Genomic DNA, 22,216 nt, shown 5'->3' with positions numbered 1-22,216 from the left:
CCACCGGATATGTCGGGCATGCCCATTGGAACGTTACGGACTTCTCCGTGAACGTACGGTTCTGGCGATCTCCTTGGCCTTCGACAGGGCCGACGCGGCGGCCCTGCGTGCCGGATTCCTGGTGACGATGCCCTGGCAGACCACGCTCTCGCCGGTCTTGGCCCGCCGCTTGTACTCGTCCTCGCCCCGGCCCAGATCGATGCGGGCGATCCCGAGCGCCGGGGCCGCCGCGACCAGCTCGCGCAGCAGGATCCAGCCCGGCGAGAGCCTCGCGTACGCCGGGTCGTAGACGGGGAACCACCAGTGCAGCACCGCGCCCGACCTGAGCCCGAAGTGCGCCGCGAGCAGGTGCTCCCCGGCGTGCAGCGTCGACAGCACGCCGCCGAAGTCCGTCCCGCGGGTACGCAGCAGGTTTTCGAGGAGGCGAACCCGGTCCGGCTCGGCGAAGTAGTCCTTGGCGCCGGTCGCGGCGTACTGCGCCCGCTTGAGTTCGATCACCTGCTTCAGTGCCGTGGCGTCGGTCGAGTCCGCCTCGAAGCGGACCGTCCCGAGCTCCCGCCCCGCCTTCGCGGCCCGCCGCCTGGCCTGCCCCATGTTGTCCTTGCCGCTGCGCGAGGCCCGGCCCAGGTAGCCGGTCAGCCCGCCGGTCACGTCCAGGTACGGCGACGGCCTGCGCGAGATCACCCATCGGTCGAAGCCGGGGGCCTCCTCCAGCAGGTGGTCGAACTCGTACGCGCCGGCACCGTTGCCGAGCAGGTCGAGAGGCTGGAACGCGGCGCCGGCCGCGGCGATCGGCCCCTGGAAGTCCGCGCCCGGCCAGCCCACCGGGCGCAGCAGCCGTCCCTCACGGTGGTGCGGCAGGAAGACGCCGTTGCCCGCGCCGACCGCCACGTGCACGTCCCGTCCGCCGGCGTGCACGGCCGCCGCGAAACCGGGATGGAAGTAAGGGCTGTCCAGGGCCGGGTTCGCGGCCCGCAGCGCATGCCAGGCGTCCAGCTCCGCCGCGGTGAGCGCGTCGAACGGCTTGACCCGCAAGGTGCTCATTGCGGGAGCGCCGTCATGCGGCGGGACGGGCGGACCAGCGCCACCACGCAGGCCCGGGACGTGCGCCGGCCCGCCAGCGCCCGCACGGCCTCACCGGCCAGCACGGCCAGGTGGTACGCCGCCCCGGACACGGGCCCGTGCCGCCGCCGGTACAGGCGTACCTTGTTCACGATGAGCAGTGCCGCCAGCGTCGGGTTGACCCCCGAGTCGCCGCCGATGTGCTCGATCACCGAGGTGGGCTCGTACCACGTCGTCCATCCCAGGTCGGCGGCGCGCAGGCAGTAGTCCGTCTCCTCGCTGTAGAGCAGGAACGACTCGTCCCACACCCCCACCTCCCTGATGACCTGCGGCGAGAGCAGCATGGCCGCGCCGGTCGCCCACGCGAAGGCGCCGGGCCTGGCGTAGTCGCGCGGATCGGTCACCAGCTCGCCCAGCCTGCCCACGCGTCCCGCCAGCGTCCCGCCGACGACCGCCTCGGCCAGCGCCCGGCCCAGGGTCGGCATCCGGCGCAGCGACGGCTGGAGCGTGCCGTCGGGATTGACCATGTACGGCACCGCGATGCCCCGGCCCGGCTCCCGCAGGCAGTCGAGCAGCGGCGCGATCGATCCGGGGCGCAGGCGGCAGTCCGGGTTGAGCACGTACACGCCGTCCAGCTTGTCGAGGTCGAGCACGGCGATCCCGGCGTTGATGGCCGCCGCGTAACCGGCGTTCCTGCCGACCTGGACCAGCCTGACCGGCGGGCCGGCCCGCTCCGCGATGGCGGCCGAGTCGTCCTTCGAGTTGTTGTCGGCCACGACCACGTCGGCGAGCTCCACCCCGGCCGCGCCCTCCGCCAGCGAGTCGAGGCAGCCTTCGAGCACGGCCGCGCTGTTGTAGGTGACGATCACGACGGCGACCCTGGGCATCGACGCGCCTAGGACCTCCCCGCCCATCAGCGCACCCGCTTGTACAGGCGCATCCCGAGCTTGCCCGCGCGCCGGGCGAGCGACGGCCCTCCGTCGAGCACCCGTCTGATCCAGTCGTCGTCGAGATCATGTTTGAGGCTGTTGCGGGCCTGCAGCCAGGACCCCGGCCTGGCCTTGCCGCCGTCGCTGGTGTAGGCCCGGGTCACCCCCGCCATCCGCAGCCGGCGCAGGACCTGCCGATCATAGGAGCCGAACGGGATCGCCACCCGGGACACCGGCGCGCCGGTGAGCTCCGAGAGCACCGCATGGGCCCGGGTGAACTCCTCGGCCACCTGCGGACCCTGCAGCGTACGCCAGTCGCGGTGCGCCCACCCGTGCGAGCCGACCCGCATCCCGGCGCCGGTCAGCTCGCGGACCCCGGCGGCGTCGAGCCTGCCCGGCTCGCCCAGCAGGCCGGCCAGGACGAAGAACTCCGCCTTCAGCCCGCGCTCCACCAGCCGCGGAAGGGCGATCTCCACGTCGGACGCGTTCCCGTCGTCGAACGTGATGCGTACGTCGGGCCGGTCGGCCACCGCGTCGACCACCTGCTCGAACTGCTCGACCGTGACCCATGTCGCGTCTTCGCCCGGGTCCGGCTCGCGGGCCGTCTCGCCGATGCCGTGCACGGTCAGATTGGTTACCGCCCGCATCCCGCCCCCTGGTCAGAAAGCCACCAGGAGTGTTATCGCGGCCCGGGATGGACCGTTACAGGCGTTTCGCGTACCAGGAGACGGTCTGTCGCAGGCCCTCCTCGAGCGACGTGGCGGGCCGCCAGCCCAGGACGCGCTCGGCGAGCTCGATGTCGGAGCGCTGCGTGCGGTCCAGCGGCCGGGCCGCCACCGCGCCGTACGTCGGCCGGGTGGGGCCGCCCACGATCCCGGCCAGCAGCTCCGCCGTGTCGTGGATGGAGACCGGCTCCGGCGTGCCGATGTCGAGCACGTGGCCGGCCGCGTCGCCGCTCGCTCCGGCCAGGACGAACGCGTCCACCACGTCCTCGACGTACACCCAGGTCACGAGCCTGGTGCCGGAGGTCAGTTCGGGCGCCTGCCCGTTCAGGAGGGACCGCGTCACGTACGGCACGAGCCTGGCGGTGTTCGGCTCGCCGGGGCCGTAGACCATGGCCACGCGCAGCACCGACACGGGCACCTGCCACAGCGCGTGGAACATGCGGGCGTAGCCGGTGGCGGCCGCCTTCGCCGCCGCGTACGGGGAGCTCGGCGCCTGCCCGCCGGCCGGCTCCTCCACCGAGCCGGCCAGCACCAGGCTGCGCACGGGGGAGCCGGTCACCGCGGTCATGAGGTTCACCGCGGCGCCCAGGTTGCTCGCCAGCGTCGGCGCCACGGTCGCGGGATCGCGGACCCCGGTGACCTCGCTCGCCAGGTGGAAGATCACCTCTGGCCGCACCTCCGCCACCAGCGCGCTCGTCGCCTCGGCGTCGCAGAGGTCCGCGGCGTGCCACCGCTCGCCGTGCCCGGCCGCCCCGGGCGGGCGGCGGCTGACCGCGTGCACCCGGGCGCCCAGCTCGGCCAGACGCCGGACCAGGTGGGAGCCGATGAACCCGGTGGCGCCGGTGACCAGCACGGGCGTGTCCTGCCAGACGGACATACGTCCTCCGACTAGTCGTGTTGTTCCGGTGACGGGATGGCGCCGCCCGTGTCGTGCCAGACGTTGCCCTTCCCCGCCGCGAGCTCCGATTTCGTGCTCAGCAGGATCGGACACTCGTGCGCGGAGTTGCGGCCGAACCGGTTGCCGGTGACCCGCTGCCCCCGCAGCGGCCGGCCCAGCGGCGTGTGGTCGATGTTGACGACGCACGCGCCGCCGTCGAGGTAGTTGTCCTCCACCCGCAGGTCGTCCGCCGAGGACTGGACGGCGGCGTTCGGGTCCTTCGTGGTGGACAGGTCGATCGTGTTGTGCCGCAGCGTGACGCCGGTCTGCTCGGCGAAGGCCTGCACGCCGTCGTTGTGCGTGGGCTCGCCGCCCTGGTCGGGGTCGCTGGCGAACCAGCTCAGGTGGTGGATGTAGGAGTCCTGGACCAGCGTGCCGGTGTGGGCCTTGATCCCGTCCACCGTGCCGCGGAACTCCGACCGGTAGATCTTGGTGGAGCCCGCCCAGATGCCGTCGACGGACGGGGACGGGCTGGCGGGGTAGAACTCCGAGTCCTCGATCACCGTGTCCTCGGCGTGCTCGGTGTCCACCAGCGGGCGGACGTCCGTCGTGGCGCCGCCGCGGAAGACGCATTTCCGGAACGTGACACCCCGTGCGGTGACCACCACGAAGCCGTGGAAGACCTTGCCCTCGACGACCTCACCGTCCTTGGCGAAGGTCTGGTCGCCGGTCACGACGGTGAGCCTCGTGCCCGGCGGGACGCCGGTGGACTCAGCGTCGGGAAACCCGGCCGGTCCGCGCCTGGTGATCTGGGGGTGTTGGGGGTGCTGGGGCTGCTGGGCTTGGGCCGCCTGGCCCGCCGGCTCGCCGAGCTCCTGTGCGATCGTCACGGCCAATGTCAGGGCGGCGATCGCGGCTATGACATACCACCACGTCTTCGCCACCCCGGCATCGTCGCGGAGAATCAGTTAATCCGCCAGGTGTCCCCACCCAGCAGCAGCTCGCTCAGGTCGCCGGCGCCCTGCCGCTGCGCGGCCTCGTCGAGCTGCGCGGTCATGCGCTCCTCGTACGACGGCCGGACCACGCTGCGGAAGACGCCGATCGGCACGTGCTCGAACGACGGCTCGTCCAGCCTGCTCAGCGCGAAGGCGATGGACGGGTCCGGGTTGTGCGCGTCGTGCACGAGGATCTGGTCCTCGCTCACGCCGTCACGGGCCACGACCTCGATGCCGCCGTTGGCCGCGCGTACGACGGCCTTGGAGGCGCTAACGATCGGCTGCCCGTGCTCCAGCCGCAGCGTGATGTCGTCACGCACCTCCGGGTCCTTGAGCGGCTCGAAGGCGTTGTCGTTGAAGATGTTGCAGTTCTGGTAGATCTCCACCAGCGACGTGCCGCGGTGCGCGGTGGCCTCGCGCAGCACCGACTGCAGGTGCTTGCGGTCGGAGTCGATGGTGCGGGCCACGAACGACGCCTCGGCGCCGATGGCCAGCGAGATCGGGTTGAACGGCTTGTCCAGCGACCCCATCGGCGTCGACTTGGTGATCTTGCCGACCTCGGACGTGGGTGAGTACTGGCCCTTGGTCAGACCGTAGATCCTGTTGTTGAACAGCAGGATGTTGAGGTTGACGTTGCGGCGCAGCGCGTGGATCAGGTGGTTGCCGCCGATCGACAGCGCGTCGCCGTCACCGGTGATCACCCAGACGCTCAGATCGGGGCGGGAGGCCGCCAGCCCGGTCGCGATCGCCGGCGCGCGGCCGTGGATCGAGTGGAACCCGTACGTGTTGAGGTAGTACGGGAACCGCGACGAGCACCCGATGCCCGACACGAACACGATGTTCTCGCGCTTGAGCCCCAGCTCGGGCAGGAAGCTCTGCACCGCGGCCAGGATCGCGTAGTCACCGCAGCCGGGGCACCAGCGGACCTCCTGGTCGGACTTGAAGTCCTTCAGGGTCTGCTTGACGTCGGTCTTGGGAACGAGGCTCAGCCCCTTCCCGTTCACGAGCTCAGTCACTGTCGATCACGTCCTGAATGACTCCGGCCAGCTCCTCGGCCTTGAACGGGAGCCCGCGCACACGGTTGTAGCTGATCACGTCGACGAGGAAGCGGGCCCGCAGCAGCAGGGACAGCTGACCCAGGTTGATCTCGGGCAGCAGCACCTTGTCGTAGCTCTTGAGCACCTCGCCGGTGTTGGCCGGCAGCGGGTTGAGGTGGCGGAAGTGGGCCTGGGCGATCTTGCCGCCGGTCCTCCTGATCCGCCGCACGGCCGCGGCGATCGGCCCGTACGTCGAGCCCCACCCGATCACCAGCACCTTGGCGTCGCCGTCGGGGTCGTCGACCTCGAGGTCGGGCACGTCGATACCGGCGATCTTGGCGGCCCGGGTGCGGACCATCAGGTCGTGGTTGTCCGGGTCGTAGGAGATGTTGCCGGTGCCGTCGGCCTTCTCGATGCCGCCGATCCGGTGCTCCAGGCCGGGTGTGCCGGGAATGGCCCACGGGCGGGCAAGGGTGTCGGTGTCCCGCTTGAACGGCAGGAATTCCCCGCCCTCACCGTTCGGAGTCGTCGTAAATTCCTGTGAAATGTCTGGCAAATCGGAAACTTCAGGCAAACGCCACGGCTCTGAGCCGTTGGCCAAATAGCCGTCCGAAAGCAGCATGACCGGAGTGCGGTATTTCACGGCGATCCTGGCCGCCTCGATGGCCGCGTCGAAGCAGTCGCTCGGCGACATCGGCGCCACGATCGGCACCGGGGACTCGCCGTTGCGGCCGTACATGGCCATCAGCAGGTCGGTCTGCTCGGTCTTGGTCGGCATGCCGGTGCTCGGCCCCGCCCGCTGCACGTCCACGATGATCAGCGGAAGCTCGGTCGTGACCGCCAGGCCGACCGTCTCGGCCTTGAGCGCCACGCCGGGTCCCGACGTGGTGGTGACGCCGAGCGCGCCGCCGAACGCGGCCCCGAGCGCCGCGCCGACGCCCGCGATCTCGTCCTCCGCCTGGAAGGTGCGGATGCCGAACTGCTTGTGCCTGCTGAGTTCGTGCAGGATGTCACTGGCCGGGGTGATCGGATAGGACCCCAGGAACAACGGCAACTTGGACTGCACGCTGGCGGCGATCAGGCCGTACGCGAGGGCCTGGTTGCCGGAAATATTGCGATAGACGCCCGGCGGGAGCTTGGCGGGCTTGACCTCGTACGACACCGAGAACGACTCGGTGGTCTCGCCGTAGTTCCACCCCGCCTGGAAGGCCGCGATGTTGGCCTTGGCGATCTCGGGCTTCTTGGCGAACTTCTGCTCGAGGAACTTGATCGTGTGCTCGGTCGGCCGGTGGTAGAGCCAGCTGAGCAGGCCGAGGGCGAACATGTTCTTCGACCGCTCGGCGTCCTTCTTGGACAGGTCGAAGCCCTCGAGGGCCTTGACGGTGAGCGAGGTCAGCGGCACCGCGTGGATCCGCCACTCGTTGAGCGAGTCGTCCTCCAGCGGGTTGGCGGCGTAGCCGACCTTCTGCAGGTTGCGCTTGGTGAACTCGTCGGTGTTCGCGATGATGTCGGAGCCCCGGGGCAGGTCGCCCAGGTTGGCCTTGAGCGCCGCCGGGTTCATGGCCACGAGCACGTTCGGCGCGTCGCCGGGCGTGAGGATGTCGTGGTCTGCGAAATGGAGCTGGAAGCTCGACACGCCGGGCAGGGTGCCTGCGGGTGCGCGGATCTCAGCAGGGAAGTTGGGCAACGTGGACAGGTCATTGCCGAACTCCGCCGTGCCCGCCGTGAAGCGGTCGCCGGTGAGCTGCATGCCGTCGCCGGAGTCACCAGCGAACCTGATGATCACGCGGTCGAGCTGCTGGACCTGCTTTGTCACAGCTCAGTCCTCCTCGACGCGCCATCTTTGAGCGCGTTCTCTATTTCCATGCTAGATCCTCGGAAGGTCGCGCGTTTGCACCCCACCGAAAGCGGGTACTCGCGGTCGGAATTCTCAGGGTGAGGTCGGAGAACAACGACGACACAGCCCGGACGCGAGCCTGCAGAGGTCTACATGCAGGCGGGCGAACAGGACGGTTCGGGTCACGAGCGCCAACTATACGTCCCCCCAACACGTGCGCCACGTCAGGGGCTGCTACGGGAAAGCCGGCTCCCCTGACCTGTACAAGCGTCCGGCCTGCAGCTGCACAGAGCCGTACAACTCTGGAACGGTGACGAAGCTGTAACCCTTCCCGCGCAACCTTTTGAGGATGTCCGGAACCGCGTCCACGGTTTCCCGATGAATGTCGTGCATGAGAATGATCGCACCCGGATGCGCCTCGCGCACGGTGCGTTCCGCGATGTCGGCGGCCTTGCCGCCGTCCTGATCCCTGGTGTCCACGTCCCAGGTGACCAACGGGTAGCCCATCCTCCTCGCGACGTCGCGCAGGCCATTGCCGACGGCCCCATACGGCGGCCGCACCAGCGTCGGCTTCTGACCGATGACCGCCGCCACGGCATCCGCGGTACGCCGCAGCGAGTCGGCGATCTTGCTGGTGGTCTGCTTCGACAGGTCCTGGTGCGCCCAGCTGTGGTTCCCGACCAGATGACCTTCCGAGCTCATCCTGCGCAGCAGCCCCGGCTGGGCGGCGGCGCTGCTGCCGACCGTGAAGAACGTGGCCCGCGCCCGCTCCTTCCGCAGCAGGTCGAGCAGCCTGCCGGTGTACGGCCCCGGACCGTCGTCGAACGTCAGCGCGACGCACTTGACCTCGGCGCAGTCCACGCTCCCCGCCTGGTTGCTGACGGCGGCCGGGCTGTTGGCCGGCATGCCGGGAACCGGTCCGCCCGCTTCCACGTTCCTGACGCCCTCCTGCGCCCGCCGGCCGAACTCCGAGAGCAGCGATGCCGCCTGCCTCGCGGGAACGGCCACGGCCAGCCGCCCCAGCGAGCACGGCCCGATCTGGCAGTCGTCGAACTCCACCACCAGGTCCCCGCCCCGGTTGAACGCCATCGAGTCGAACTCTTCGCCGCCGGCCGTCACCGTGTCCCGCTCGACCTGTTTCCCGCGCTCCTTGAGCCGCTCCCTGACCAGCCTCGCGAGCCGCGGCAGCGCGTCCTGCCCGGCCAGTAGCCCGGTGGACGGGACTGCTTTGCCCTGGCGCGGGTCGAACCAGAACGTCCGCGTGGAATTGCCCCAGCTCGCGCCCAGGAACTCGCCGGTACGCAGCCGTACCCCGACCGCCTGGGAGGAGGCGGCGGCCAGCTGCCAGTCCACGTTCAGCTCAGGACGCGGGTAGCCGCCGCCCTGCGTGCGCCGGCGGAAGTCCCGGAGCTGCCGCTCGGCCTGCGCCCCCAGCGTCCGGTTGAGGGCAGGCGCGTCGGCGAGCTCCGGGTAGTTGATGTGCACATAGCGGGCCCCGTTGGAGGAATCCCCCTCGGCCAACGTCCTGGTGGACAGACCGGCGACCGTCGCCGGGTCGACGAAGTCGATCAGCGTCGGCTCTGCCGGAACCACGACGTCCCCCTCAGGGGAGGCGGCGGCCAGGCCGCATCCTCCGGCCGAGAGGGCCAGCAGAGCGATTCCGGAAAAGAATCGCAATTTGTGCATGCATGTCAGGTTATGTGGTTGATCTTCCGGTTTACCCCGATTTGAAGTGATGGGGTGCGAGGCTTTGACCGATCCCGGGTTTGAGAATCGGCTCCCTGGGTTCCCGGGGGCGGCTGGGTTACGATCACGTGTATGGACGGCTACTTCGGGTCGTACGCGCTGGTCGCCGCGTTGCTCGCCATCGGCGTCGCCATCGTGGCCGGGGCCCTCATGGCCAACCGCCTTCTCCGCCCGAGCCGCCCCACGCCGGAGAAGCTGACCACGTACGAGTGCGGGGTCGACCCGGTGGGCGAGGGGTGGGCGCAGTCGCAGGTCCGCTACTACGTCTTCACCTACCTGTACGTCGTGTTCGCCGTCGACGCCGTCTTCCTGTTCCCCTGGGCCACCGTCTTCGACGCCCCCGGTTACGGGATGACCACGCTGGTGGAGATGTTCGTGTTCCTCGGGTTCATCGCCCTGGGCATCGTGTACGCCTGGCGCAAACGCGTGCTCTCCTGGACCTAGATCGCCGGCCGTGCCGGATCCGCCTCGGCGTTCCTGCGGACGAGCGCCGTCGCCGTGAGCACAGGGGATCTGCGGGCGGCGTCACGCCCCCTGTCAGCAGGCCGATCATGACGTCCTTTGCTTGACCTGCGATCCGCGCAAGAATGGAGGTATGGCAGCGACCGATCTCCCGATGCCCACGGTGGGCCTGGTCTCGCGGTTGGCGCCCAAGCCGATGCGCTTCGTGCTCAACTGGGGCCGCCGCTATTCGCTGTGGGTGTTCAACTTCGGGCTGGCCTGCTGCGCCATCGAGTTCATCGCGACGTCGATGAGCAGACACGACTTCATCAGGTTCGGGGTGATCCCGTTCGCGAACGGCCCGCGTCAGGCCGACCTCATGATCGTCTCGGGCACGGTCACCGACAAGATGGCCCCGGCCGTGAAGCGCCTGTACGAGCAGATGCCCGACCCGAAGTACGTGATCTCGTTCGGCGCCTGCTCCAACACCGGCGGGCCCTACTGGGACTCCTACTGCGTGACCAACGGCGTGGACCAGATCATCCCCGTGGACGTCTACGTGCCCGGCTGCCCGCCCCGGCCCGAAGCTCTCCTGTACGGCATCATGAAGCTCCAGGAGAAGATCGCCCAGGAGAAGCTCAGCGACCGTTATGTGTGGTCCCGCTCCCATGGTTCCTCGGAGGAGGCGTGAACACCGCCGAGCTCTCCGCGCGCTTCGGTGACCGTGCCGAAATCTCCGAGTCGTACGGCGACACCACGGTCGACGTCGCGCCCGCCGACTGGGTCGAGCTGCTGACGTTCGTCCGCGACGACCTCGGCTACGCGTTCTTCGACTGGCTGACGGGCGTGGACGACCCGCCCGACGCCTTCCAGGTCGTGGCCCACGTCTACAACCCGGTCGCCAGTGAGCGCCTGCTGCTGCGCACCCGCGTGCCACGCGCCGAGCCGCACCTGCCCACCGCCGTCGGCGTCTACCGGGGGGCGAACTGGCACGAGCGCGAGACGTACGAGATGTTCGGCGTGATCTTCGACGGCCACCCGTACCTCGTGCCGCTGCTGCTGCCCGACGGATTCGAGGGGCACCCGCTGCGCAAGGACTTCGTGCTGGCCGCCCGCGTGGCCAAGGCCTGGCCCGGCGCCAAGGAGCCCGGCGAGTCCGGGCACGGCGCCCCGAGTCGCCGCAAGACCCTTCCCCCCGGAGTTCCGGCCGACTGGGGGACGCCGGATGGCTGACCTCGGGGTGGGCCGGGCGGCGGAACCACCTCCGCCGCCCTATCGCGCCGTGCCGCGGCGCTGAGACGACTGGGAGCTGCCAGATGCTCGACGTGGTGCTGAGCTTCGCCGTCATCCTCATCGTGTTCCTGGCGCTGCCGCTGATCATCGGGCAGACCGAGCACAAGGTCATGGCGCACATGCAGTCGCGGCTGGGCCCCATGTACGCGGGCGGCTTCCACGGCTGGGCGCAGCTCATCGCCGACGGCGTGAAGTTCGCGCAGAAGGAGGACGTCATCCCGGCCGCGGCCGACCGCCGCATCTTCATGATCGCCCCCGGGGTGGCGCTCGTCCCCTACCTGGTCGTGCTGATCGCCATCCCCATCGATCGCGGCCGCGTGGCCGTCGACCTCGACCTCGGCCTCTTCTTCGTCCTCGCCGTCATGGGCATCGGCGTGCTGGGCTCGATCATGGCCGGGTGGGCCTCGGCCAACAAATACTCGGTGCTCGGCGGCATGCGGTCGGCCGCCCAGCTCATGTCGTACGAGCTGCCCCTGGTGCTGGCGGCCTCCTCGGTCGCGATGGCGGCCGGCACGCTGTCGATCCCGGCAATCGTCGAGGCGTGGCAGTGGTGGTGGCTGCCGTGGCAGGCCATCGGCGGCGTGGTCTTCTTCCTGGCCGGCCTGGCCGAGCTGCGGCGGCCCCCGTTCGACATGCCCATCGCCGAGTCCGAGATCATCATGGGCCCGATGACCGAGTACACCGGCATGCGCTTCGCCCTTTTCATGCTCGCCGAGTACGCCGGGATCGTGGTCCTGTCCTTCCTGACCACTGTCCTGTTCCTGGGCGGCTGGCACGGCCCGTTCCTGCCCGGCTGGCTGTGGACGATGGTCAAGGTCTTCGTGCTGGCGTTCGTCGTGATCTGGCTCCGGGTCTCCTACCCGCGGCTGCGCGAGGACCAGCTCCAGAAGCTCGCCTGGGCGGGTCTGGTCCCGCTCGCCCTCGTGCAACTCGCCCTCACGGGCGTGGTCAAGGTCCTCACCTGAGCCCCGGTACGCGGGGTCTTTGTGCGGAAACTTTACTTTCGCCTTATTCGTCGTACCTGAACAGGGGGCCCTCTTCGGGGGGTATGACGAGTGAGCAAGATCCTTCCAGTAGCAGGCGCGACCAAGGGCAGCCGATGCCCCAAAACCGTTCTGACCGCCGACGGGGGAGCTCTGGCGGTCACCGACAACGCCTCAGGCCACTCGGTACGCGTGACGCCGGCCGGCCTCTACCACTACGCCTATGACCAGCGAGCCCTCGGCCGATTCGCCCAGCGCGCCGTCGGGCGGAAGCCCACGCCCTACTCGGTCCAGGGCCTGGCCGTGCTGGACGCCGACGGCCTGGTCCTGCTCGACCTGCCCGGCGACTGGCACGCGCCCCACCTGAAGGATTTCGCGCGGAGAGCCGGAATCCCGCTGACGAGCGCCCACAACAAGCCCTCGGGCCAGGTGCGGGCGGTCCTCGCCGGCCGTGCTCCCGGCTGGCAGCGCGTACGCGGGCTGTCGCGTCCCTCCCTCACCAGATGGCGGAGGACGATGGCCGTTTGCGCTGGAGTCGTCGGCCTGGGCGTGATGGCGTATCTGGCGTCCATCTGGCTGTGGGCCGCGTGGCGCGGCGTCGCCGCGATCGGCCGCGTCCTCCTGGACATCGTCGACGTGAAGTGGCTGGCGGTGGGCTTCAGTCCCGTGTTATTGATCATCCGCCCCGTGGCGGCGAAGATCCACCGCTGGCGCGTCAAGCAGGGCTCGATCGTGGGCCCGCCCGATGGGCCGTACCTGGTCGGCAAATATCCCAGGAAGTTCCAGATCATCCAGCGGAACGAGCTCATCGCGGACCTCCGCCTGGGCGTGGACCCCGGCGAGGTGTTCAGCCTGCTTCTCTACCGCTACGAGGACCTGGCCGGCCTCGTCGTCCTCGACAGGATGGAGCATGTCCTCCACCACCTCCCCGGCCCCTGGCCCCCGAACGACGTGGACCGCTTCGCCAAGCGCCACGACCTGCTCCTGATCGTGGACCGGATCTCGCACGAGGAGTATCTGACCCTGATCAAGAAGGCCAGGACGGCGACTCCCTGACGCCCGATGGGTCCTCAGTTGATGATCGCCAGCATCACATCGGAGGCCGACGGCCGTTCGTCGGGCCGCTTGTTGAGGCAGGTCCCCACGATCCCGCGTAAGGCGGGAGGCAACGGAGACAGGTCCGGATGGAAGGTCAGCACCCGGTTGAACACCGCGGGCACGGAGTCCTCCCCGAACGCCGGCCGCCCCGTGGCCGCGAACATCATGGTCACCGCCCAGCTGAACACGTCGGAGGCCGGTCCCACGGTCTCCCCGCTCAACTGCTCGGGCGACATGTAAGGCGGGGTTCCCACCATCTTGCCGGCGGTCATGGTCATCTGATCGAGCGCCCGCGCGATCCCGAAGTCGATCACCCGCGGCCCGTCGTGCCCGATCAGCACATTGCTCGGCTTGAAATCGCGATGAACGATCCCCGCCTTGTGGATGGCGGACAGCGCACCGACTGTGGATAACGCCAGCCGCGTCAGACTGTCCTCGTCGCGCGGCCCGTGCTTCTTGACGAGCTGCTCCAGCGAGGGGCCCTCCACGTACTCGCTGACGATGTAGGGGTATTGCCCCGTGATGTTCATGTCGAGCACTCGGGCTGTGGAAAACGTCGCCACCCGCCGGGCGGCGTCCACCTCCCGCGCGAACCTCGCCCGCGCCGTCTCGTCGACCAGATCGTGCAGCACCTTCACGGCGACCCGCGTCCCGTTGGGCGCCGTGGCCAGGTAAACGGCTCCCTGCCCACCCCGCCCGAGCGACTTGATCACCCGGTAGTGCCCGATCCACTCCGGCTCACCCGGACGCCGATGGGCGGTGGGCTGCGTGGTCCGCTGATGCAGATTCACCTGCTGCTGCTGCGGGTGGTGCTGCCGGTGCGGCGGAGGGTGCGGGTGACGCAGGTGTGGCTGGTGCGCCGGCGGCCTGTGCCGCGCCCGCACCATCATCGGCACCAGGATCCCCGAGTGGATGACGCCACCGATCCAGCTGAGCACGAGCCCCAGGGAGACCAGCCCCTGCAGCGGCTGCGGGAAGTCCTCGTAGTCGTCGTACGAGAGTGCCGCGATCACGAAGGAGCCGATGGAGACCAGGTAGACGGAGGCGGCCACGGCCTGGAAGACGCTCCGCAGCCAGAACGCCGCGAACCCGATCGTGAACGGGGTCGCCAGCCCGCACGTGAAGAGAGGCAGGCAGGCCCACACGACGGCGGCCGCCCACGCTCCGCCACCGGGACGGGCTGGATGGCTGTGCTGCATGGCCGAGAGACTATCGCCCTGCCGTGTTTCGTACCGGGCATGTGCTCAGCTTGTGGATAACCTCCCCCCAACCTGTGGATGGCTGTGGAAAAAACTGGGGATAATGCTCTACCTCATCCACCTGCGCCTTCACCTGTGCCCCTAATTGCGCAATGATGTTGACCATGGGGAGGATTCCGGGAGTCGGACTGGCAAAGGGGTTGTCCATCACCCTTCGCCACATGCTGCGTAAATCGGTTACGCAGCAATATCCCGAGGTCAAGCCCGCCCTCCCGCCCCGCAGCCGAGGCGTCATCGCCCTGGTCGAGGAAAACTGCACCTCGTGCATGCTCTGTGCCCGGGAGTGCCCCGACTGGTGCATCTACATCGACTCGCACAAGGAGACCATCCCGGCCCCGGAGGGCGGCCGTCCGCGCCAGCGCAACGTCCTGGACCGCTTCGCCATCGACTTCGCCCTGTGCATGTACTGCGGGATCTGCATCGAGGTGTGCCCCTTCGACGCGCTCTTCTGGTCCCCGGAGTTCGAGTACGCCGAGGGCGACATCCGCAACCTCATTCACGAGAAGGACCGGCTGGCTGCCTGGACCCAAACGGTCCCCCCGCCTCCGGCCCACGATCCCGGCGCCGAGCCCCCGAAGGAACTCACGGCCGCCCCACGCCGCCCAGCCCCCGACCGCCCCGCGCGCGGAGTCACCGATCGCCCCGCGCGCGGAGCCGCCGATCGCCCCGCGCGCGGAGCCGTCGACCGTCCTGCCGGTGAGGCGGCTGACCGTCCCTCCCGTGGAGTGGCCGGCGGCACTTCCGATCGGGAAGGCCCGCCATCCGCCGGTACGGCTGACACTCCGGCTTCCGGGGCGGCAGGTCCAACGCGCACCCGTAAATCCGAACCCGGCAAGCCCGGACCGGCGGCGTCCGCCGGCACCGAAGGTGCGGGGGGCGCCACCGAGGCCACCGCGAAGGACACGGGCGCAGGCCCGGCCAGCGCTCCGTCCCAACAGCCGACTGCCCCAAGCACCACCCCGACGAGCAGCCCTTCGGACGCGGAATCCGCGACCGGCACGCCAGGGCCGCAAGCCGTGCCCGGCACGCCAGGGCCGGAAGTGGTGCCCGGCACGCCAGGGCCGGAAGCGGTGCCCGGCACGCCAGGGCGGGAAGTAGCGCCCAGCGCACCGAGGCCGGGAGCCGGGCCGAGCAGGCCGGGGGCAGAAGGCGCGCTCGACACGCCGGGAAGTGGAGACACAGCGAACCTCGCAGGGCCACAGGGAAGTGAGCCGACCTCCGAGCCGACGACGGAACGGCCCTCCGGCAGCGCGGAGGAGCCGCCCACCAGTGGCACGGAAACCCCCTCCACCAGGGAAGCTCCCTCCCCCGAGACCACGGAAGCTCCCTCTGCCAGGGAGCAGCCCCGGGACCCGGCTTCATCCACAGGCGAGCCAACCTCAGAAAAGTTGTCCACAGCATCGGGCGAGCCGCAACCACGGCCCGCGCCGAAGGAGCAAACTTCTGCTCCGAGCCCTCGCAGGCGCAGGATGGCCGATCCACGGTCCATCCGTCCGCCCGGACGGCTCGGCCCTGATGAGACAAGGGAGTCCGAGGAGGAGTCGTGACCGAGGCGGTGCCCTCCTACCTGTCACCCACTGGGCAAGAGATCGTCTTCTTGCTGCTGGGTGCGGTAGCGGTTGGATCGGCGCTGCTTGTCGTCACGACCAAACAACTGGTCCACGCCGCCCTCTGGCTCGTGGTCAGCTTCGGTGCCCTGGCAGGCTGCTATCTGGTGCTGACGGCGGAGTTCGTGGCCTGGGTCCAAGTGCTGATCTATGTGGGCGCGGTGGTCGTGCTGATGCTGTTCGGCATCATGCTCACCCGCGCCCCGATCGGCCGCTCCGCCGACCTCGACAGCGGCAACCGCGTCGTCTCCGCCCTGGTGGCGCTGGCGACGGCGGCCATCCTGGTCACGGTCGTGATCGACGGGTTCCGCACCGCGTACACACCGCTCAAGCCCGGCCACGGCGCCGCCAAGGAGCTGGGCGCGAGCGTGTTCGCCACGTGGGTGCTGCCGTTCGAGGCGCTGTCCGTGCTGCTGCTCGCCGCACTGATCGGCGCCATCGTGCTGTCCCGTACGGACATCCCCGGCGGTAACTCGGCACCCGATCAAACCGGGGGTCACTAGTGCATATCGTCTACCCGGCGGTCGTCTCCGCGCTGCTCTTCTCCATCGGCGTCTACGGCGTGCTCGCCCGCCGCAACACGATTCTCGTGCTGATGTCGGTCGAGCTGATGCTCAACGCCGTCAACCTCAACCTGGTGGCGTTCGACGTGTGGCTGGCGGACCGTCTGCACAGCGGGCAGGTGCTCACCCTCTTCGTCATCGTCATCGCGGCCGCCGAAGTGGGCCTGGGCCTCGCGATCGTGCTCGCCCTCTACCGCAACCGCCGCACGGTCGACATCGACCATCTCCGCGACCTCGCCGAACCCGCCGACGAAGTTTCGGCCACCGTCACCACCCCCGCGGCCCTGCACGCCGCAGCCACCACCGGCACCAGCCCTGCCGGCACATCCCAAGCCAGCACGTCCGAGCCCGGCCCAGCGTCCGAGCCCGGCCCAGCGTCCGAGCCCGATAGGACGCCCGCCCCCGAAGCGGTTTCTGAGCCCAGCCCCTCGGCCTCGGCCTCGGCCTCCAACCCTCCGACCCCTGGCGAGGACGAGCCGCACGACGCGCCCGAGCCCGGCGAGCACAGAGACACACCGACAGACGCCGAAGGCGGCCGCGGGGGAGAGCAACCCGTCAAGCGAGGTGGCCGGCTATGACGACGTTCCCGCTCCTGGCCGTCCTCCTCCCCTTCCTCGCCGCCTTCGCGGGCCTCCTCCTCTCCCGCTGGCCGCACCGGCGACCATCCGCGACACCGGCAGCCGGCAAGCAGGCGAACACCCGCGCGGCCTGGCTGGCCATCGTCCCCACAGCCGCCGCGGCAGTGCTCGCCGCCTGGCTCGCCTGGGACCCGGGTTTCGCCTTCCTCGCAGGCGACACCACATCACCCCCGCCGGAGCCCACGGGCCAGACCTACGGCACGGTGACGACCGGCGGCATCCCGATCTCGCTCACCCTCCAGGCCGACAACCTGTCCGCCATCCTCGGCGTCCTGGTGACCCTCGTGGCCCTGGCCGTACAGGTCTATTCGGTCGGCTATCTCAAAGACGACCCGCGCTACCCCTCCTACAGCGCCTTCATCAGCCTCTTCACGAGCGCCATGCTCCTGGTGGTGTACGCAGGCGACCTCCTGGTCCTCTACGTCGGCTGGGAGATCATGGGCCTCTGCTCGTACCTGCTGATCGGCCACTGGTGGGAGGACCGGGGCAATTCACGCGCCGCGGTGAAGGCGTTCCTCGTGACCCGCCTGGGCGACGTCGGCTTCCTCTTCGGGATCTTCGTGCTGGGCCTGGCGGCGGGCAGTTTCCGCATCGCCGACGTTCTGGCGAAGGTGCCGGAGATGTCCTCGGCCACTCTGGTGACCGCCACGATGCTGCTGCTGGCCGGCGTGGCGGGCAAGAGCGCCCAGGTCCCACTGCACACCTGGCTCCCCGACGCCATGGCGGGCCCGACGCCGATCAGCGCGCTGATCCACGCCGCCACCATGGTCGCCGCCGGGATCTTCATCGTCGCCAGGCTCTTCGTCGTGTTCCAGGCCGCCCCTCCCACGCTGGACGTGCTGGCCGTCATGGCCGCGCTGGGCATGCTCGGCGCCGCGCTTGCCGCGCTGGCCCAGGACGACCTGAAACGCGTGCTCGCCTACTCCACGGTCAGCCAGCTCGCCTACATGGCCGGCGGTCTGGCCGCGGGCTCGGACACGTCGGCCATCTTCCACCTGCTGACGCACGGCGCGTTCAAGGCGCTGCTGTTCCTCTGCGCCGGGGCGGTGATCCACCATGTCGGCTCCAACCTGATGACCCAGATGGGCGGCCTGCGCCGCGAGCTGCCGATCACGTTCGTGACGATGACGATCGGCTTCGCCGCCCTGATGGGCATCCCTCCGGCCAGCGGGTTCTTCAGCAAGGACGCGATCCTGGCGACCATGGACGACGCCCTCGCGACCGGCGCGCTGACCGACGCCGCGGCGCTCCTGCTGTACGCCTGCGCGCTCGCCACCGTGGCCGTCACCGGCGCGTACGCCACCCGAGCGTGGCTCCGTACGTTCTTCGGCGAGGCGCGGGCGGTGGCGCTCCCCGAGCCGGAGCCCGGCACGGCCCACGTCGTGGACGTCACCGAGGCCCCGCGGACGATGCTCGTGCCCCTCATCCTGCTCGCCGTTCCCGCCCTGCTGCTCGGCTTCGCCGGCGAGCCGCACGTGGACCTGGGCGTGGCGGCGATCAGTGTCGTGCTCGCGTTGCTCGGGGCGGGGGCGGTCTACGCGTTCTGGCGCATGGACCCTGTTGCCGATCCGGCCCGTCTGCTGGGACCGCTGCGGGCGCCGTGCGAGCGGGCGTTCTACGTGGACAGCCTGTACGCCGCGCTGTTCGTACGCCCGGCCATGGCCCTGGCGCGGCTCGTCGTCAGGACGGACGACGTGGTCGTGGACGGGGCGGTACGCGGCTCCGGCCGATCGGCCCGCGGCCTGTCCGGAATATTGCGACTGGCCCAGAACGGCAACGTCCAGCTCTACGTGAGCGGCCTGCTGGCCGGTGTCCTCCTGATCGTGGTGGGGGCGGTGATGTTCGCATGAGCGGGCACAGGGCCGGCGGACGTGCCACGGTGCAGGCCGAGGCGGTGATGTCCGCATGATGGGCTGGCTTCCCGTCGCGATGCTGGCCGTGCCGCTGCTCGGCGCGCTCGCCCTCATCGTCTTCCCGCACACGCTCCGCCCGGTCCTGCGCGCGTACGGACTGATCCTTTCCGGCGTCACGCTGGCCCTGGCCGCGCTGCTGGTGGCGACGTTCGACTACGGCCGGCCCGCGCAGGCGCAGTTCGAGGTCGACGTCGCCTGGATCCCCGGGCTCGGGCTCCGGTTCCATCTCGGCGTCGACGGGATCTCACTGCCGCTGATCGCGTTGACGGCCCTGCTGACGTTCCTGTGCTTCGTGTATCTGTCGTGGGGCAGCGCCCGCGCCCCCGGGCAGCTGATGACGGCCAGGCCGAGGGCGCTCGTCTTCACCCTGCTCGTGCTCGAAGTCGGCATGATCGGCACGTTCCTCGCCCTCGACCTGCTTCTCTTCTTCGTGTTCTTCGAGATCGTGCTCGTCCCGATGTACTTCCTGATCGGCGTCTGGGGCGGCGAGGGCCGGCGGGCGGCGTCGATCAAGTTCATCCTGTACACACTGCTCGGCTCGGTGGTGATGCTGCTGGGCCTGCTGCTCGTCTGGGCCCAGACCGGCACGCTCGACATCGAGGCGCTGAGCGCGGCCCACGGCAGCGGAATGGCGAGATCAGTCCAGACCCTGGCGTTCGTGGCGATCGGCGTCGGTCTGGCGGTCAAGACCCCCATGTGGCCCCTGCACACCTGGCTGCCCGACGCCCACACCGAGGCCCCCACCGTGGGTTCGGTGCTGCTGGCCGGGGTGCTGCTGAAGATGGGCACGTACGGCTTCGCCAGGATCGCCATCCCCATTCTCCCGGAGGGGGCGGTCGCGGTGGCGCCGTGGCTGGGGGCGTTCGCCGTGGTCGGCATCGTGTACGGCGCCCTGGCGTGCCTCGCCCAGCGCGACCTCAAACGCATGATCGCCTATTCCTCGGTCGGCCACATGGGCTTCGTCCTGCTGGGCTTCGCCACGCTGACCCCGGTCGGCATCAACGGCGCCCTCTTCGCCAACGTCGCCCACGGCCTGATCACCGGCCTGCTGTTCTTCCTGGCCGGAGCGGTCAAGGAGCGCTACCACACCGCCGACATGCCGTCCCTGGGCGGTGGCATGCTGGGCACGCTGCCGCGGCTGGGCTCGGTGCTGACGTTCGCGTCGATCGCCTCGCTCGGGCTGCCCGGGCTGGCCGGGTTCTGGGGCGAGATGCTGGCGCTGTTCGGGGCGTACCAGCCGGCGAACGGCCTGCCGCGCGGCCTGTTCCTCACGTACATGGTGATCGGCGGCCTGGGCGCGGTCCTGACGGCCGCGTACTTCCTGGTCATGCTCTCCCGCGTCACCCACGGCCGCCCGCAGGTCGTCACCTCTTCCGAGCCCGTCGACGACCGCCTCGTTCACGAAACCCCGGACGAACGCCCCGTCGCACCTCTCGACTCGCCGCCCTGGGAGCGTACGGCGACGGCGACCCTGGCCCCCGCCACAGACGACATCAACAAGCATGAGCTGCTCGCCTGGACCCCGCTCGTGGCCCTGATCCTGCTCTTCGGCCTCTGGCCCGGCCTCCTGCTCTCCCTCACCACACCGGCCGTGCGCATCCTGCTGGGAGCCATCTCATGATCCAGCAGATCGACTACTTCGTCATCGCACCCCCTCTGGTGCTCGCCCTCGTGGCCGGCCTGGTGCTGCTGCTCGACGCGTTCCTCCCCAACCGCCCCCGCGGGAAGACCATGCTGGGCCTGATCACGCTGGCCGGCGTGCTGATCGCCCTGGCCTTCGTCGTCGCCCAGTGGGCCACGAGCGGCGGCCCGCCGCTGCGGACGTTCTGCGTCCCGCCCAGCCTTCAGCCTCAGGCGGAGCTCTGCTCCTTCGTCGCGGACGGGTTCACGCTGGTCTTCGCGGGCCTGGTGCTCGTGGCCGCCGTGGTCGTCGTCCTGCTGTCGATGACGGAACTGGCCGGCGGCGGCATCCCGGTGGGCGAGTGGTACTTCCTCCTGCTCTGCACCCTCGTGGGCGCGGTGACCTTGCCCGCCTCCCGCGACCTGATCATGCTCGTGGTGGCGCTCGAGCTGGTCTCGCTCCCGGTGTTCGCGCTCACCGCGTTGAAGCGATACGACGGCCGCTCCTCGGAGGCCGCTGTGAAGCTGTTCGTCGTGTCGGTCGTGTCCACGGCGATCATGCTGTTCGGGGTCTCTCTCCTGTACGGCGTCGCGGGCACGGTCTACCTGTCCCGGCTGGGCGCCGTCTTCAGCGGCCGGATCCCGGCGCCGGGCGCGGCGGAGGGCACGGTGGTGGCGGCCGGCCAGGGCGTGTCCGCCGTCGTCACGGTCGGAGTCGTCCTCGTCGTGGCGGGATTCGCGTTCAAGATCGCCGCCGTGCCGTTCCACGCCTGGGCCGCGGACGTCTACCAGGGCGCGCCCATCCCGGTGGCCGCCCTGCTCTCGGTGATCTCCAAGGCGACCGGGTTCGCCGGGCTGATCCTCGTCCTCGTCACGGGGCTGTCGGGGCAGGCCGCCACCTGGACCCCGATCGTCGCCGTCGTCTCCGCCCTCACCATGACCGCGGGCAACCTGCTCGCCATGCGCCAGCGCTCCGCCGTACGCCTGCTGGCCTGGTCCTCGGTGGCCCAGTCCGGCTACATCCTGGCCCCGCTCGCGGTCGCCGCGCCGGGGGCGGTCGGCGCGTCCGCCGCCTACCTCGTCATCTACGCGGCCATGAATCTGGGGGCGTTCGCGGTCGTCATGCTCGTCTCCAGGACCGCCGCCCGCAACGAGCTCGACGACTACCGCGGCCTGGTCTACCGCAGCCCCGTGGCGGGCGTCGCGCTCGCGTTCTGCCTCGTATGCCTGGCCGGCCTGCCGCCGGGCCTGGCCGGGCTCTTCGCCAAGGTCTTCGTCTTCCGCGAGATCGTCGAGGGCGGCACCGCCTGGCTCGCGCTGGTCATGGCGGTCAACACCGTGATCGGCCTCTACTACTACGCCGTCTGGACGGCACGCCTGTTCGCCCCGGCCGTGGAAAGGGCACTTCGGCCCACCCTGGCGATCTGGCCCGCGATGGGCCTGGCCGTGGGGGTGGCGATCCTGTTCTCGATCGCGCCCCAGTTGGTTCTGGACGCGACCACGCTGTCCACCTTCGGCTGACGCAGCCGATCGTATCCGGGAAGTCGCGCTCCGCCCCCGGCTGAGCACGGCGGGGAACGAAGAGCCGGGTCG

20 protein-coding genes and 1 pseudogene are annotated in these 22,216 nt (G+C 70.0%); 11 read left to right on the top strand and 10 right to left on the bottom strand.

The genetic code is table 11. From position 1 onward, the window contains the following. Positions 1-33: 33 nt before the first annotated feature. From ACIBX3_RS21505 to ACIBX3_RS21465, 9 genes are all read right to left on the bottom strand, one after another. Positions 34-1,044, bottom strand: a complete 1,011-nt coding sequence (locus tag ACIBX3_RS21505) for a GNAT family N-acetyltransferase (RefSeq protein ID WP_397119520.1) — start codon at positions 1,042-1,044, stop codon at positions 34-36. After that, entirely contained in the window at positions 1,041-1,949 is a 909-nt protein-coding gene (locus ACIBX3_RS21500; RefSeq protein WP_397119518.1) for a glycosyltransferase family 2 protein, read from the bottom strand. Before ACIBX3_RS21500 ends, ACIBX3_RS21505 begins: the two co-directional genes overlap by 4 nt. Positions 1,950-1,975: 26 nt before the next feature. Then, complete coding sequence (locus ACIBX3_RS21495; protein ID WP_397119516.1) at positions 1,976-2,638, bottom strand: polysaccharide deacetylase family protein; 663 nt, start codon at positions 2,636-2,638, stop codon at positions 1,976-1,978. Positions 2,639-2,693: 55 nt separating this feature from the next. Next, complete coding sequence (locus ACIBX3_RS21490; RefSeq protein WP_397119514.1) at positions 2,694-3,593, bottom strand: NAD-dependent epimerase/dehydratase family protein; 900 nt, start codon at positions 3,591-3,593, stop codon at positions 2,694-2,696. Between the two features lie 11 nt (positions 3,594-3,604). Then, positions 3,605-4,537: a hypothetical protein gene (locus ACIBX3_RS21485; RefSeq protein WP_397119512.1), complete on the bottom strand. Its 933-nt coding sequence runs from the start codon at positions 4,535-4,537 to the stop codon at positions 3,605-3,607. Positions 4,538-4,557: 20 nt separating this feature from the next. After that, a complete protein-coding gene (locus ACIBX3_RS21480) occupies positions 4,558-5,604 on the bottom strand; it encodes a 2-oxoacid:ferredoxin oxidoreductase subunit beta (RefSeq protein ID WP_397119510.1) in 1,047 nt (348 codons plus the stop codon). Further along, positions 5,597-7,441, bottom strand: a complete 1,845-nt coding sequence (locus ACIBX3_RS21475) for a 2-oxoacid:acceptor oxidoreductase subunit alpha (protein WP_397119508.1) — start codon at positions 7,439-7,441, stop codon at positions 5,597-5,599. The genes ACIBX3_RS21480 and ACIBX3_RS21475 overlap by 8 nt, the downstream gene beginning before the upstream one ends. A 114-nt stretch (positions 7,442-7,555) precedes the next feature. After that, complete coding sequence (locus ACIBX3_RS21470) at positions 7,556-7,648, bottom strand: putative leader peptide (protein ID WP_367804195.1); 93 nt, start codon at positions 7,646-7,648, stop codon at positions 7,556-7,558. Between the two features lie 48 nt (positions 7,649-7,696). Further along, on the bottom strand, positions 7,697-9,148 hold the full coding sequence (locus ACIBX3_RS21465) for a polysaccharide deacetylase family protein (protein ID WP_397119506.1): 1,452 nt from the start codon (positions 9,146-9,148) through the stop codon (positions 7,697-7,699). A gap of 132 nt (positions 9,149-9,280) precedes the next feature. Between ACIBX3_RS21465 and ACIBX3_RS21460 the strand changes: the two genes are divergently transcribed. From ACIBX3_RS21460 to ACIBX3_RS21440, 5 genes are all read left to right on the top strand, one after another. Next, positions 9,281-9,652 carry an NADH-quinone oxidoreductase subunit A gene (locus ACIBX3_RS21460; RefSeq protein WP_397119504.1) on the top strand — a complete coding sequence of 124 codons (372 nt, stop codon included), beginning with the start codon at positions 9,281-9,283 and terminating at the stop codon, positions 9,650-9,652. Between the two features lie 172 nt (positions 9,653-9,824). Further along, positions 9,825-10,340 (top strand): NADH-quinone oxidoreductase subunit B, encoded by a 516-nt coding sequence (locus ACIBX3_RS21455; protein ID WP_397120236.1) that lies wholly within the window; start codon positions 9,825-9,827, stop codon positions 10,338-10,340. Continuing rightward, positions 10,337-10,882, top strand: a complete 546-nt coding sequence (locus ACIBX3_RS21450) for an NADH-quinone oxidoreductase subunit C (protein ID WP_397119502.1) — start codon at positions 10,337-10,339, stop codon at positions 10,880-10,882. Before ACIBX3_RS21455 ends, ACIBX3_RS21450 begins: the two co-directional genes overlap by 4 nt. Positions 10,883-10,965: 83 nt before the next feature. Then, complete coding sequence (gene nuoH, locus ACIBX3_RS21445; protein ID WP_397119500.1) at positions 10,966-11,907, top strand: NADH-quinone oxidoreductase subunit NuoH; 942 nt, start codon at positions 10,966-10,968, stop codon at positions 11,905-11,907. Positions 11,908-11,997: 90 nt separating this feature from the next. Continuing rightward, positions 11,998-12,981: a hypothetical protein gene (locus ACIBX3_RS21440; RefSeq protein ID WP_397119498.1), complete on the top strand. Its 984-nt coding sequence runs from the start codon at positions 11,998-12,000 to the stop codon at positions 12,979-12,981. A 14-nt stretch (positions 12,982-12,995) separates the two neighbouring features. Here ACIBX3_RS21440 and ACIBX3_RS21435 read toward each other — a convergent pair whose 3' ends face one another. Further along, entirely contained in the window at positions 12,996-14,222 is a 1,227-nt protein-coding gene (locus ACIBX3_RS21435) for a serine/threonine-protein kinase (protein WP_397119496.1), read from the bottom strand. 152 nt (positions 14,223-14,374) lie between these two features. Between ACIBX3_RS21435 and ACIBX3_RS21430 the strand changes: the two genes are divergently transcribed. The 6 genes and pseudogenes from ACIBX3_RS21430 (at position 14,375) to ACIBX3_RS21405 (ending at position 22,144) form a co-directional block, all read left to right on the top strand. Then, positions 14,375-15,829 (top strand): 4Fe-4S binding protein, encoded by a 1,455-nt coding sequence (locus ACIBX3_RS21430; RefSeq protein ID WP_397119494.1) that lies wholly within the window; start codon positions 14,375-14,377, stop codon positions 15,827-15,829. Beyond that, positions 15,826-16,392: an NADH-quinone oxidoreductase subunit J gene (locus ACIBX3_RS21425; protein WP_397119492.1), complete on the top strand. Its 567-nt coding sequence runs from the start codon at positions 15,826-15,828 to the stop codon at positions 16,390-16,392. Before ACIBX3_RS21430 ends, ACIBX3_RS21425 begins: the two co-directional genes overlap by 4 nt. After that, positions 16,392-16,673, top strand: a pseudogene (gene nuoK, locus ACIBX3_RS21420) (NADH-quinone oxidoreductase subunit NuoK); the annotation flags it as partial. The gene ACIBX3_RS21425 and the pseudogene nuoK, both read left to right, overlap by 1 nt. Before the next feature lie 353 nt (positions 16,674-17,026). Then, entirely contained in the window at positions 17,027-18,940 is a 1,914-nt protein-coding gene (locus ACIBX3_RS21415) for an NADH-quinone oxidoreductase subunit L (RefSeq protein ID WP_397119490.1), read from the top strand. Positions 18,941-18,998: 58 nt separating this feature from the next. Further along, positions 18,999-20,624 carry a NuoM family protein gene (locus ACIBX3_RS21410; protein ID WP_397120234.1) on the top strand — a complete coding sequence of 542 codons (1,626 nt, stop codon included), beginning with the start codon at positions 18,999-19,001 and terminating at the stop codon, positions 20,622-20,624. Continuing rightward, positions 20,621-22,144, top strand: a complete 1,524-nt coding sequence (locus ACIBX3_RS21405) for an NADH-quinone oxidoreductase subunit N (RefSeq protein ID WP_397119488.1) — start codon at positions 20,621-20,623, stop codon at positions 22,142-22,144. The genes ACIBX3_RS21410 and ACIBX3_RS21405 overlap by 4 nt, the downstream gene beginning before the upstream one ends. Positions 22,145-22,216: the final 72 nt, after the last annotated feature.

It is taken from the genome of Nonomuraea sp. NPDC049480, assembly GCF_044465905.1.
Classification (GTDB): domain Bacteria; phylum Actinomycetota; class Actinomycetes; order Streptosporangiales; family Streptosporangiaceae; genus Nonomuraea.
This window is presented reverse-complemented; position numbering and strand designations above follow the sequence as displayed.